Below are 14,143 nucleotides of genomic sequence, written 5' to 3' on the forward strand. Positions count from 1 at the left end.
CGTGCGGTCCAGGCCGCGCGGGCCGCGTCGGATGGGCGGTCCAAGGTAACGACACAGGAGCGAACAGTGGTAGATATCGTTGACAAGGCACTGCGCATGGGCGAGGGCCGGCAGATCAAGAAACTCGAGAACGTCGCGAAGGCCGTGAACGCGCTCGAGGACGAAATCTCGGCGCTCTCCGACGAGGAGCTCAAGGCGCAGACCCCGAAGTTCAAGCAGCAGCTGGACAACGGCAAGAAGCTCGACGACATCATGCCCGAGGCGTTCGCCACCGTGCGCGAGGTCTCGAAGCGCACCCTCGGCCAGCGCCACTTCGACGTGCAGCTCATGGGCGGTGCCGCCCTGCACTGGGGCAACATCGCCGAGATGAAGACCGGTGAAGGCAAGACCCTCGTCGCCACGCTGCCGAGCTACCTCAACGCGCTCGAGGGCAAGGGCGTGCACGTGGTCACCGTCAACGACTACCTCGCCAGCTACCAGAGCGAGCTCATGGGACGCATCTACCGCTTCCTGGGCCTCAACGTCGGCTGCATCATCACCGAGCAGAAGCCGGCCGAACGCCGCAAGCAGTACAACGCGGACATCACCTACGGCACAAACAACGAGTTCGGCTTCGACTATCTGCGCGACAACATGGCGTGGGAGAAGAGCGAGTTGGTGCAGCGCGGCCACCACTACGCCATCGTCGACGAGGTCGACTCCATCCTCATCGACGAGGCCCGCACCCCGCTCATCATCTCCGGCCCGGCCGAAGGCGACGTGACCCGCTGGTACCGCACCTTCGCCAAGCTGGTCCTCAAGCTCACCCGCGACGAGGACTATGAGGTCGACGAGAAGAAGAAGGTCGTCGGCATCAAGGATCCGGGCATCACCAAGGTCGAGGACTTCCTCGGCATCGACAACCTCTACGAGCCGAGCAACACCGCGCTCATCGGCTACCTCAACAACGCGATCAAGGCGAAGGAGCTGTTCCTGCGCGACCGCGACTACGTCGTCACCCACGGCGAGGTGCTCATCGTCGACGAGCACACGGGCCGCATCCTGCCCGGCCGTCGCTACAACGAGGGCCTGCACCAGGCCATCGAGGCGAAGGAGGGCGTCGAGGTCAAGGCCGAGAACCAGACGTTCGCGACCATCACGCTGCAGAACTACTTCCGCATGTACGACAAGCTCGCCGGCATGACCGGTACCGCCGAGACCGAGGCGGCCGAGTTCATGAGCACCTACAAGCTGGGCGTGCTGCCGATTCCGACGAACCGCCCGATGATCCGCCAGGACAAGGACGACTTCATCTTCCGCACCAAGAAGGAGAAGCTCGCCGCCATCGTCAAGGACGTGGCCGCCCGTCACGCCAAGGGCCAGCCGGTGCTGCTCGGCACCGCCTCCGTCGAGAGCTCCGAGGTCGTCTCCACGCTGCTCGACGTCGCCAAGATCCCGCACCAGGTGCTCAACGCGAAGCAGCATGAGAAGGAGGCCGCGGTCGTCGCGGTCGCCGGCCGCAAGGGCGCCGTCACCGTGGCCACCAACATGGCCGGCCGTGGTACCGACATCATGCTCGGCGGCAACGTCGAGTTCCTCGCCGACGCCAAGCTCAAGTCCGAGGGCTACTCCCCGGAGGACACCCCGGAGGAGTACGAGAAGCGTTGGCCGGGCACCCTCGCCGAGGTCAAGGCGCAGGTCAAGGACGAGCATGAGGAGGTCAAGAAGCTCGGTGGCCTGTACGTGCTCGGCACCGAACGCCACGAGTCCCGCCGCATCGACAACCAGCTGCGCGGCCGTTCCGGCCGTCAGGGCGATCCGGGCGAGTCCCGCTTCTACCTGTCCCTCGAGGACGACCTGATGCGCCTGTTCAACACGCAGCTCGTCGCCCGCGTCATGGCCAAGGGCCTGCCGGAGGGCGAGCCGATCCACGCGAAGAGCGTCTCCAAGGGCGTGCGCACTGCGCAGAAGGCGCGCGAGTCGCAGAACTTCGAGATCCGTAAGAACGTGCTCAAGTACGACGACGTGATGAACAAGCAGCGCACCGTCATCTACTCCGAGCGCCAGGCCGTGCTCAAGGGCGAGGATATCCACGAGGACATCCTGCGCTTCATCTCCGACACCGTCACCAGCTACGTCAAGGGTGCCAACAACGGCTCCGACAAGCCGAAGGACTGGGATTGGGAGGGCCTGTTCAAGGCGCTCAACACCGTGATTCCGACCGAGGTGACCGTCGACGAGGTCAAGGAGGCCGCCGAAGGCAAGAAGGGCGAGAAGGCCGTCGAGGCGGTGCGCGACGTGATCGTCGCCGACGCGAAGGCCAAGTACGCCGAGTTCGAGGAGACGCTCGGCGCCGAAGGCCTGCGCCAGCTCGAGCGCCGCGTCGTGCTCGCCGTGCTCGACCGCAAGTGGCGCGAGCACCTGTACGAGATGGACTACCTCAAGGACGGCATCGGCCTGCGCGGCATGGGCCAGCGCGACCCGCTGGTCGAATACCAGCGCGAAGGCTACCAGATGTACAACTCGATGGTCGAGGCCATCAAGGAGGAGTCCGTCCAGCTGCTCTTCCACGTGGACATCCGCGAGGTCGCCCGCACCGAGGACACGACCACCGAATCCGACGAGGACGCGGCCGTCGACGCCACCGAAAGCGAGCTCGGCATCACCACCGCCACCGAGGCCGCCGGCCCCGACGAGGACGGCGAGACCGAGGCCGAGGCCGCCGAAGGCGAGGTCGAGGAGGAGTCCGAGCAGGACGAGACCGAGAAGGAGGCCATCGCAGAGGCCGCGAAGGCGTCCGAGGCCGGCGAGACCACGTCCGCCATCTCCGGCCCCGCGCCGATCAGCCACGCCGAGGGCAAGGTCCCGGCCAACAAGCGTCCGAAGAGCGAGGAGCTGAAGACCCCGTGGGCCGACGGCCGCACGTTCCCGGGCACCGGCCGCAACGCCCCGTGCCCGTGCGGTTCGGGCCGCAAGTACAAGATGTGCCACGGCCAGAACGAGAAGTGAGCCGTGACGCGTCGTTGACGCATCCGACGTCATGAACGTCGCGATGACGATCCCCCGCCGATGGGCAGCTCAGTGCCCCCATCGGCGGGGGATTATGCGTATGCCGCGGGGAATGCGCGCGGCGGGAGCTTCTGCGCCGGCATGACGCGGTCGGGCCGGCGCAGCCTCGTCAGCGCACGGTGAACCCCTGCGAGACGGCGTATGCCTTCAGACGCCGTTCCCATTCGCCCAGCAGTGCGGCGCTGTCGCCGCCGGGGCGCAGCGCAGGCGCGATCATGCGCGTGAACTCGGCGTCGAGCTGGCTGTAGAACGGCAGGTTGTCCCAGTCGCGGTTCACGCGCGCGGCCGATTTGGCGTACACGTCGTAGATCGGCTGGTCGAAATACGGGTCGATGGCGCCGCGGCGCGTCAGATCCTCGACGTAGCCGGCCGCCGCGGACACGCCTCCCGGCGCGCGCAGCTCCACCGACGCCGGATCGAGCTGGAACCATCGGATGAACGTCAACGCCGCCCGCCGGCGGATCTTGGGAAGCCCCGCGCTGATCGCCAACGTCGAGCCGCCGATCTCCGAGGTCATCACCATCGAGGGGTCGGCGAACGCCGGGGGCAACGCCACCTTCCACAGCCCCCTGTCCGCCGGATAGGAGGAGGCGAGGATCTTGCCCAGCCAGTTGGCGTGGGTGATGGTCAGGTACTCGCCGGACTCCGGGGCCGTCATGTACCGGTTGTCCCATAACGGTTCGGCCTTGAGGACGTGGTCGTCAAGGCATTGCTGGATGAACCGGGCGACCGAGACCACCGTGTCGTCGGTCATATGGAACTCGATCGTGGAATAGTCCCGTACGCTCCACAGACGTGTGCCCGCCGCACGGAAGAACGACAGGTAATGCTGCACGTCGTTGGTGTCGAGCACGCCCATGAACCGCCGCGGGTTGCGGGTGCGCAACGCCACGCCCTCCTCGTAGAACTCGTCCCAGGTGCGCGGCACCTTGAGCCGGTAGCGTTCCAGGAGGTCGGAACGGTAGAACATCACGGTCTGCGACTGGTCGCCGGGGATGCCGTACAGTTTGCCGGCGTAGTGCGCGGACCGCAACGCCGCCCTGTCCACGAGCGAGCCCAGTTCTCGTTCGAGCCGTTCGTCGGTGAGGTCCTGCAGCGCGCCGGACGCCGCGAGCTGGGGCAGGGCGGTGCGTTCGACGTTGATCACGTCCGGCACGGACCGGTGGTTGATGACGCGCTCCCAGTACAGGGACAGCGTGTTCTCCTGCGTGCGTCCCTCGATCGGGTCGACGACGATGTGCGGGTGGGTGCGCATGAACTCGTTGATGCGCGGCATCGTCTCGTTGAACGCGTTGGACAGCATCGTGATGACGATGGTGTCGCTCGAGCGTTTGATCTCCGCGTATGGTCCGAGCTTCATCGTCGATCGCTTATGCGGGTCCAGCGAGTCCCGCGGCACGAACGTCGCCTCCAAGGTGATGGGCTCGGGGCGGACTACCGACGGATTGCGCACCGAGTCGACAAGCGCGTCGGCCGCCGTGACGGCCATGTCGGAGGCTTTCATGTCGATGGTGGCGAGCGTGGGGGAGAGCATCGACGACATCTCCGTGTTGTCGAAGCCGATTACCGAGACGTCCTCCGGGACCCGCAGTCCGTTGCGTCTCGCCGCGGCGATGAATCCCGCCGCAAGATCGTCGTTGAACGCGAATACCGCGTCGGTGGGGCGGATGAGGTATTGGTCGACGGCCCTGGTGCCGCCGGCGATGCTCGGATCGCATTCGCGCACCACGCGGTAGGTCATGTCGTAGCGGAAGGCAGCCGCACGGATGTAGCGTCGTCGGTATTCGTTCGACCAGGAGCCTGCGGGGCCCGCCAGATAGGTGATGGACGAATGCCCGGTCCTCTTCAGCTGACGCACCGCGTCGTCGATGGCGTGGGCGGCATCGACCGTGACGCTCGTGAGCCCGGGGATGGTCCGGTTCAGCAGGATGACCGGTTTGACCAGCATGATGCGTCGGATGTCCGGTTCGCTGAGTCTCGAGGAGAGCAGCGCCACGCCGTCCACGTTGCGCATCACGTACGACATGGCCCTGCGTTCGATGGCGGGCCGCTGGTCGGTGTCCAGGGTGATGAGTCCGTACCCTTTGGGTTCCAATCGGCGCTGCATCGCGTTGATCGCGGACGTATACAGGGCGTTGTTCAGGGTCGGCACGATGGCGGCGAGCATGCCGGTGGGCGGCAGGCCCTCGCCGGAGCCGTCCCGGTCGGGCGTCAGGTACCCGAGCCGTTCGGCGATGCCGCGGATGCGGAATTCGGTCTTCGCCGAGATCCGTCCCGGCTGGGACAGGGCCCTCGAGACGGTCGATGGGCTGACGCCGGCCTCGCGGGCGATGTCGTAGATGGTGGTCTTCCGTCCCATGACGTGCCTTTCCGAATCATGAGCAACATCTTCCACCGAGATTATGGCAACCTTGGGCAACAAGCGCAATGGGGATGGTGATTCGCGCGAACATGAATCCTGTCAACGGTTCCGGGCGTGGAAGCCCGGAACGGATTACACGCAGGAGACAAGTTCACTTGGAGGAACCATGTCCATAACCATCACATCCGCGACGAAGGTGACGGGCGCGACGCCGTCGCGCGCCGTGTCCTTCGCCGTCGAGGACATCGAACGCGACCTCGGTGCGACGATTGCGCCGTCCGACCTGCCCGGCGCGGACATCGTGCTCGTCGAGGAGCCGCGCGATCCCGAGACCTACGAGGTGCGCGTCGCCGGCGGCGGCCTGGAGATCCACGCCGGCGACGATTTCGGCTTCATCTACGGACTCTACGCCGTCAGCCGCGAGGTGCTCGGCGTCAAGGACCTCTGGTTCTGGAACGACCAGCGGTTCGCGCCGGTCCCGGCCATCGAGGTCGCCGACGACTTCACGCTCGCGTCCAAGCCGACCGCCGTCAAGTACAAGGGGTTCTTCATCAACGACGAGGTCCTGCTCGAGGACTGGCAGGTCGACAACGACAAGGAGAAGCCGTGGAGGCTCGCCTTCGAGACCGTGTACCGTCTCGGCGGCAACATGGTCATCCCCGGCTCCGGCCAGCGCGGCGAGCCGCATCTGAAGCTCGCCCAGGACATGGGCTTCTACATCAACCAGCACCACGCCTGCCCGCTCGGCGCGCGCATGTTCGCCTCCGCCTACCCGGGCGTACGGCCGAAGTGGCCCGAGGAGGAGCCGCGTTTCGAGGCCCTGTGGCGCGAGGCCATCGAGGCGCAGAAGGGCAAGCGCACCGTGTGGACGCTCGGCTTCCGCGGCCAGGGCGACCAGCCGTTCTGGAACTTCGACCCGCGCTACGCCACCGACGAGGCGCGTGGCAGGCTGCTGAGCGAGATCATCCAGCGCCAGTACGACATGGTGCAGGACGCCGACCCGGGCGCCCAGTGCGTGATCTACCTCTATGGCGAGGCGATGGAGCTCTACCGCGCCGGCGTCCTCACCTACCCGAAGCAGGTCGCCAAGATCTGGGCCGATAACGGCTTCGGGCGCATGGTTTCCCGCCGCCAGGAGAACAACAACCCGCGCGTGCCCGCCATGCCGACGAACGACGGCGACAACGGCATCTACTACCACGCGAGCTTCTACGACCTGCAGGCCGCCAACCACACCACCGACATCTGCAACGACCCGAGGCTTGTCGCCAAGGAGCTCGAGGACGTGATCGCGAACGGCGGCGACGACGTGTGGATCGTCAACGCCTCCAACATCAAGCCGCACGTCTACTTCCTCAACTTCATCGCCGCGATTTGGCGCGAGGGATCGATCGACTTCGAGAAGACCGCCCGCGCGTACGCCGCCGACTACTACGGCGAGGACAACGCCGACGCCGTGTTCGACCTGTACGAGGAGTACTGGAAGGCCTCCGTGCAGTACGGGCCCAACTGGGACGACCATGCCGGCGAGCAGTACTTCAACCATGTGCCGCGCATGCTCGTCACCCAGTGGCTCAGGGACCGCCAGGCCCCGGCGCAGGACCTGCGCTGGATGCACGACGCGGCGAGCCTCAAGGAGCAGATCACGTTCTACCGCGATCTGATCGCCCCGGCCGTCGCGCGCTACGCCGACCTGGCGGACCACGTCGAGCTCGCGGCCATCTCCGCCGAACTGCGCGGGCAGGACGCGGCGGCCGAGCTCATCCGCGACTCGATCGGCGTCGAAGCCGGCATCTACGAACACTCGGTGGCCGCCTCCGTGCACGTGTGCGACGCCCTCCTCGCCGGATACGACGAGGACTGGAAGCACGCGTTCTACGCGGCCGGTCTCGCGGCCGAGGAGTTCGACGCCGGCGACCGTGCGATGCGCGACCGCGAACACGGCAAGTGGGCGGGCTTCTGGCGCAACGACTGCCTGACCGACGTCAAGCAGTCCGCGTGGGTCGCACGCCAGCTCATGGGCTATCTCAGGTGCGTCGGCGACGGCCCCCACTACTACCAGTGGCTGCGCGACTTCACCTACCCCGAATGGGAGAAGGACGTGTTCGTGATCATGAACATGGAGAACCATCCCACCGACGACGAGATCTTCGCCGCCATGAAGACCAAGTGGCGGCACTGAGCGCCGCAATCGCAATCAAGGAAAGGAATGCAATGACGCAGCACGACAAGACCCCCGAGGCCAAGGCGCCCCAGGGCCGCAAGATCACCCTGCTCAACGCGGTCGGATACGCGTTCGGCGACTTCTACGGAGGCGGCTTCGGCCAGATCGCCACCTACCTCACCCTGTTCTGGACCACGTTCGCGGGCCTCAAGGTCGCCCAGGCCGGCTCCATCGTCGGCATCGCGACGATGCTCGCCGCGTTCTCCGCGCTCGTGTTCGGCACGCTGTCCGACAACCTCTACAAGTACAGGATCGGCCGCAGGTTCGGCCGCCGACGCTTCCTGATCCTGCTCGGCGTGCCCACGCTTCTGGTCACCATCCTCATGTTCGTGCCGGGCATGCCGGTGTGGGCCTACTTCGTGGTGTACGCGCTGTGGATCATCGCCAACCAGCTCATCATGACCCCGTACTCGGTGCTCCCGAACGAGATGACCACCGACTTCAACGGCCGCACCCTGCTGAGCACCACGCGCATGCTGTTCTCCGGCATCTCCACCGCCGTGATCCCGCTCGGCATGGCCGCCTTCCTCAAGGCGCTGGGCGACAAGCAGAGCTCCTCCTACACGATCTCGATGGGCTTCTTCATCGTGCTGTTCGCGGTGTTCGTGTTCATCGCCTACAAGTCCACGTGGGAGCTGACCCCCGAGGAGGCGGGCTTCGACGAGGCCGCCATCGAGGCCGAGGCCAAGGAGCCGTTCGACTTCGGCAAGTGGCTCCAGGGCGTCATCGACATCTTCGTCGGCTACTTCTCCACGCTGCGCAACAAGACGTTCCGCAAGCACATCCTCATCTACCTGCTCGGCCAGTCCTTCCTCGACATCTTCGGCCAGGTGTGGCTGTTCTTCGTGCTCTACAACCTCAACAAGCCGGTCGCCTTCGGCTCCGCGCTGCTCGGCATGGCCCTGATCGGCGAGCCGCTCAAGCCCGTCTTCGGCTGGCTGTTCGCCAAGCTGGGACCGCGCAGGATGTTCTCCCTGAACTTCGCCGGCGCGATCATCGGCCTGCTCGGCCTGTGGGGCCTGTGGCAGACCGCCGCCCAGAACGACACCTCCGCCTGGAACGCCATGCTCTACGTGGTCATGGTCTGGTGGCTGGTCTTCCGCGCCATGACCTGGTTCATCCCGTGGAACGTGTTCCCGTTCATCCCGGACGTCGACACGATCATGGCCGGCGAGAACCGGGGCGGCCTGTACATCGGCTTCCAGCAGTTCGCCCGCAAGATCACCGCCGGTCTGTCCGCCATGGCGTGGGGCTGGTACCTCGGGGCCAACGGCTTCGTCGAGGAGGCGTTCAAGGCGGGCAAACCGCAGCCCGACCAGGCGGTCAACGCCATCGGCACCGTGCTCGTGTGGTGGATCATCGCCGGTCTCGCCGTCGCGTGGATCATCTCCTTCACGATGAAGCTCGACAAGAAGACCGACGCCGTCCTGCTCAAGGAGATCGACCGTCTGAAGGCCGGCGGCCTGAAGAAGGACGTCGACCCGGAGACGAAGAGGATCGTCGAGCAGCTCACCGGCATCCGATACGAGCAGTGCTGGCCGCAGACCACCGAGTGATCCACCGGGTGATCACCGGGTGATTCGACGGTCCGTCCGCCGGACGCGGCGGCGGGGAGGCTTCTCCCGCAACGGGGAGCCTCCCCGCCGTTCTGCTATATGGAAGTTCCGTCGGAGGGAAACGCGCGGCGGCTACAATGAGCGGCGTTACTGGTGAATCGGTCGCGCCGCACGCGCGACAAGGAGGAACAATGGCAGAGATCACATGGAAGTCGATTCTCACCAAACTGGTCGGGGGAGACCATCTGAGCGCCGGGGAGTCCGAATGGTTCGTCGATGACCTGATGAAGGGCAACGCCGCGCCGGCAGCCGTGGGTGCCGCGCTCGCCATGCAGCAGCAGCTGGGACTCACCCCCGAGGAGGTGTCCGGCGCGGCCAAGGCCATGGTGTCGCACGCGGTGCCGCTGAACGTCTCCGGCGAGACCACCGACATCGTCGGCACCGGCGGCGACGGCTTCTCCACCGTGAACCTGTCCACGATGGGCTCCGTCGTGGCCGCGGCCGCCGGCGTGAAGATCGTCAAGCACGGCAACCGCGCCGCCTCCTCGAAGTGCGGTGCCGCCGATGTGCTCGAGAAGCTCGGCCTTCCGCTCGAGCTGAAGCCCGAGGCGGTCGCCGAGGTCGGCGACGAGGTGGGCATCACCTTCGCGTTCGCCCGCACCTTCCACCCGGCCATGCGCTTCGTCGGCCCGATTCGCGCCGCGCTCGGCATCCCGTGCGTGTTCAACGTGCTCGGACCGCTGACCAACCCGGCCCGTCCCGCCCATGTGGCCATCGGCTGCGCCAAGCGCGAGGTGAGCCCGATCATGGCCGCCGTGTACGCCGCCAACGGCCAGTCCGGCATGGTGTACACCTCCCATGAGGGTCTCGACGAGCTCGCGCCCACCGGTCCGGTCTCCGTGTGGGAGATCCGCGATGGCAAGGTCACCGAGACCGAGTTCGACCCGACCGTCGAACTGGGCCTGGAGAAGATCGACGTCGCGACGCTCAAGGGCGGCGAGCCCGAGGTCAACGCCCAGGCGTTCCGCGACTTCCTCGCCGGCAAGGACATCCCCGCCCGCACCACCGCGCTGCTCAACGCCGCGTCCGCCATCGTCGCCGACGGCCATCTGGTCGCCGGCGGCACGCTCGCCGAACGCTTCCGCGAGGCGTATGCGCTTGCCGAGAAGACCGTCGACTCCGGCAAGGCCTCGGCGCTGTTCGACAAGTGGATCGCCGTCGCGCAGTCCAAGGCCTGATCCGGTTCCGGCCCGTCCGCGGCCCGTTTCCGGGTGTATCCGTTCCCGATGCCCCGACCGCCCTTCGGCGGCCGGGGCATCGTCGTCTCCGAAGCGTTTCCGCCACCTCCGATCCGGCATCCGGAGTTTGGCAACCTGTGGCAACAACCCCCTGGTGTGGCATCGCAACCATTAGCCTGACGGTGTCCTCGCAAAGCGGTGGGGACGGAATGCAACAAACGGAACCACAGGAACCAGCGAAGGAGACACCATGGGATTCGGGAAAGCGACGTCGCGGCTGGCCGCGGCCGCGGCCATAGGGGCGATGCTCATCGGATTGACGCCGGCGGCGGCCCAGGCCGCCACCGTGCCGATGCACGAGTACAAGGAACAGAACGCGGCCACGTCGGGAACCACCTACTACGTGTCGACGTCCGGCAAGGCGGCGAACAGCGGCACCTCGCAGGATGCGCCGTGGACCCTCGACAAGGTCAACGAGACCACGTTCAAGCCCGGCGACCGCATCCTGCTCAAGGCGGGCGACACCTGGCGGGCGACCGGCGAGGCGAAGCTCGACTACGACGAACCGACCGCGCTGCTGCACCCGCTCGGCTCGGGCAGCGCCGAGGAGAAGATCGTCCTCGGCTCCTACGGTTCCGAGAACGGATCGCGGCCTGTGCTCGCCGGCGACGCGAAGGTCAACGACGTCGTCCAGCTCAAGGACCAGCAGTACTGGGACATCTCCGGACTCGACGTGAGCAACGAGGCCGCCGGATTCACCGGCAACGACGAAGGCGGCGCCATCGACGAGAAGAACGGCGCGCTGGTCGCCGACCTGCGCGGCATCCACATCTACGGCCAGTCCTCCACCAGCCTCAGCGGATTCGACCTGCACGACCTGTACGTGCACGACGTGACCGGCGAGGTCTCCTGGATCACGCAGAGCGCCATCGCGATCCCCTTCGACGAAGGCGTCGCGAACATGAGGAAGCAGACCAACGGCGTCAACATGAAGGGCGGCTGGGACTTCTCCAAGCGTACCGCCGCCATCCTCATGGAGACGTTCAAGCCCACCGGAGAGCCGACCCGGTTCCACGGCGTGACCGTCGAGGACAACGACTTCCGCCGCAACTCGTTCGGTGCGTTCACCATCAAGCAATGGTACGGCGGCTCCCACAAGTACGCGGCCTGGGACGGCCGGGCCGAGAACGGCTACCAGTCGAAGGCGCGCATGCACACCGACGTGACGGTCAGGAACAACTACATCGACCAGACCGGCGTCTACAACGGCGACGGCATCTACCTCACCAGCGTGCAGGGCGGCCTGGTCGAAGGCAACGTCATCGGGCATCCGGGCGTGTGCGGCATCGAACTGTACTTCGCCGACAACGTGACCGTCCAGAACAACGAGGTCTTCGAATCCCAGCGCAAGGCGGGCGGCGGCGACTCCAACGCCATCGACCCGGACCGCAACTGCACCAACATCGTCATCCAGTACAACTACATCCACGACAACGGCGACGGCATCCTGATCTGCGGTTACGACTACAACACCGTCGTCATCCGCTACAACGTGTTCTTCAACAACCGCGCGAAGATCCTGCGCGACTGCATCTACGGCGGCACCGTCGACGTCTACAACAACGTGTTCTACCAGGGAAGCGACATCCAGAAGCCGATCACGGCCGGAGACACCCCCACATGGGTATCCGCCAGCAGCAACGGCGAGGTGTGGACGTTGAAGAACAACATCTTCTACTACGAGGAGAACTCCACCGGCAACAACCTGAGCAACCACACGATGTCCGCGGGCAGGAACGTCGACTACGACCACAACGTCTACTACGGGTTCAAGCCGACCTCGTCCAATGACGCCCACCCCGTGGTCCTCGCCTCCGGCGAACCGCTGTTCGCGGGACAGCTCAAGGAGCACGCCTACCCGACCTCCGTCGCCGGGCGCGTCAGCGCCTTCGACGCGCTCAGGCTCGCCGACCCGAAGGTCGACGGCACCGGCGTCCCGTACCAGTGGAACGACAAGCTCGTCGCCGCCGACAAGATCTTCGGACTCGGCGACTCCATGTCCAAGGATTACGCGGGCGCGACCATCGACGCCGTCACCCCCGACCCCGGCATCTACGAGACCACGTTCACCGGCGTGGGCGGCACGCTCGCCGACGCCTACGCGACGCCGATCGCCGGAGCCACCGTCACGTTCACGGCCGCGCAGGACACGGCCAGGACCTACGGCGCCGCCACCAGCGCAAGCGGCTACTACCATATCGCCGACATCCCGGCCGGCGACTACGCGATCGCCGTCACCGGCAAGGACGGCGCGACGCTCCTCGCCACGAAGGGCACGGTCAAGGGCGCCTACACCACCATCGACCTGAAGACCGCCTCCGACACGGGCACCGTGACCGGCACCGTCACGGGCCTTGACGGCAAGCCCGTCGACGGCGCGGCCGTCACCCTGACCGTGGGCGGGCGCACGCTCGACGCGACCACCGACGAACACGGCCGTTACACGCTCAAGGACGTGCCGGTGACGACCGACGCGATCGCCGCCACCCTCACCGTCGCGAAGGACGGCTACCGCGACGCCTCCGAACAGGTGCAGGTCAAGGCGGACGCCGTGACGCAAGTCGGGCTCACGCTCGCCGCCGTGACGTCCGTCGAACTGGACGGCAAGACGGCGACCATCAGCGGCGACGGACTGACGAAACGCGACGTCGCCGACGCGGCGTTCAGCGGCGGCGGCTGGACCGCGTTCGAGAACGCCAAGGCCGGCAGCTGGGCCGAATACGCGATCGACGTGCCCGCGGACGGCACCTACGACCTGACCGTGTTCACCAAGGACAAGAACAACCGCGCCACCGTGCGCCTGTCGGTCGACGGGGCGGACGTCGGCAAGCCGATGGTGATGAGCTCCTCCGCCAACGACACCCGCAAATCGTACGACTTCGACGGCGTCGCGCTGAAGGCCGGCAGGAACGCCATCCGCTTCACCGTCACCGACGTCGCCAAGGGCAACCTGTTCGGCCTGGACGCGCTGACGTTCGCCGGCACGACGCCCAAGGCCGCGGTGACCTACGTGGACAAGTCCGCGCTGCACGCCGCGATCGCCAAGGCGCAGACGCTGGACGAGAAGGCGTACACCGCCGACTCGTGGAAGCCGTTCGCCGAGGCGCTGGCATCGGCGAAGCACGTGCTGGACGACGCGACCGCCGATCAGGACGCGGTCGACGCGGCCGTCGCCGCCCTGGCCGAGGCGCAGAGCGGACTGTCCGCCGTCACGCCGATGCCGGAGCCCGAGCCGCAGCCGACGCCCGGACCGGGTGACGGGCAGCAGCGTCCGTCCGACGGCGCCGACGGTTCCGGCTCCGCCGCCGACGGCGCGTCCGCCGGCGATGGACGGAACGATACGGCCGCGAACACCGCCGCGAAACGCCACGCGCTGCCCGGCACCGGCGTGGACGTCGCCGTCGCGTTCGCCGTCGCCATCCTGCTCGCCGTCGCGGGCGTCGCGCTCGGCCTGCGCCGCCGTGCGTGACGACCCCGAGCGACCGCATGCGGAATCCCGCACGTCCCATCAGGGCGTGCGGGATTCCGCATGCGGTACGTGATGACGGCAACTATGGCAACAAGCCGCAACAGGATCACGCCGTTGATAGACTTGTCTCGATCCCGGCCGATGAAGGCCGTCGGACGACACGAGACGAACGGTGATGACGGAGGA

The 14,143-nt window shown here is 66.7% G+C and carries 6 protein-coding genes; 5 read left to right on the top strand and 1 reads right to left on the bottom strand.

Annotated elements, in window-relative coordinates; genetic code table 11:
• The first annotated feature begins 66 nt into the window (after positions 1-66).
• The gene (gene secA, locus AC1AYN_RS02560; protein WP_476501877.1) at positions 67-2,988 is read left to right on the top strand and encodes a preprotein translocase subunit SecA; all 2,922 of its coding nucleotides are present in this window, start codon (positions 67-69) and stop codon (positions 2,986-2,988) included.
• A 169-nt stretch (positions 2,989-3,157) separates the two neighbouring features.
• Here secA and AC1AYN_RS02565 read toward each other — a convergent pair whose 3' ends face one another.
• Positions 3,158-5,407, bottom strand: coding sequence for an extracellular solute-binding protein (locus tag AC1AYN_RS02565; RefSeq protein WP_476531874.1), 2,250 nt, complete (start codon positions 5,405-5,407; stop codon positions 3,158-3,160).
• 169 nt (positions 5,408-5,576) lie between these two features.
• Between AC1AYN_RS02565 and AC1AYN_RS02570 the strand changes: the two genes are divergently transcribed.
• The 4 genes from AC1AYN_RS02570 (at position 5,577) to AC1AYN_RS02585 (ending at position 13,957) form a co-directional block, all read left to right on the top strand.
• Entirely contained in the window at positions 5,577-7,592 is a 2,016-nt protein-coding gene (locus AC1AYN_RS02570) for a glycosyl hydrolase 115 family protein (protein WP_476531876.1), read from the top strand.
• A gap of 32 nt (positions 7,593-7,624) precedes the next feature.
• The gene (locus tag AC1AYN_RS02575; RefSeq protein ID WP_476531878.1) at positions 7,625-9,190 is read left to right on the top strand and encodes an MFS transporter; all 1,566 of its coding nucleotides are present in this window, start codon (positions 7,625-7,627) and stop codon (positions 9,188-9,190) included.
• Positions 9,191-9,381: 191 nt separating this feature from the next.
• Complete coding sequence (gene trpD, locus AC1AYN_RS02580) at positions 9,382-10,428, top strand: anthranilate phosphoribosyltransferase (RefSeq protein ID WP_476531879.1); 1,047 nt, start codon at positions 9,382-9,384, stop codon at positions 10,426-10,428.
• Positions 10,429-10,678: 250 nt separating this feature from the next.
• The gene (locus AC1AYN_RS02585; protein ID WP_476531881.1) at positions 10,679-13,957 is read left to right on the top strand and encodes a carboxypeptidase regulatory-like domain-containing protein; all 3,279 of its coding nucleotides are present in this window, start codon (positions 10,679-10,681) and stop codon (positions 13,955-13,957) included.
• Positions 13,958-14,143: the final 186 nt, after the last annotated feature.

The organism is Bifidobacterium sp. LH_413 (genome assembly GCF_056357015.1).

Coding starts and splice junctions, on each gene's coding strand:
- AC1AYN_RS02565 (WP_476531874.1), bottom strand. CDS start 5,407: ATGGGACGGAAGACCACCATCTACGACATCGCCCGCGAGGCCGGCGTC.
- AC1AYN_RS02570 (WP_476531876.1), top strand. CDS start 5,577: ATGTCCATAACCATCACATCCGCGACGAAGGTGACGGGCGCGACGCCG.
- AC1AYN_RS02575 (WP_476531878.1), top strand. CDS start 7,625: ATGACGCAGCACGACAAGACCCCCGAGGCCAAGGCGCCCCAGGGCCGC.
- trpD (WP_476531879.1), top strand. CDS start 9,382: ATGGCAGAGATCACATGGAAGTCGATTCTCACCAAACTGGTCGGGGGA.
- AC1AYN_RS02585 (WP_476531881.1), top strand. CDS start 10,679: ATGGGATTCGGGAAAGCGACGTCGCGGCTGGCCGCGGCCGCGGCCATA.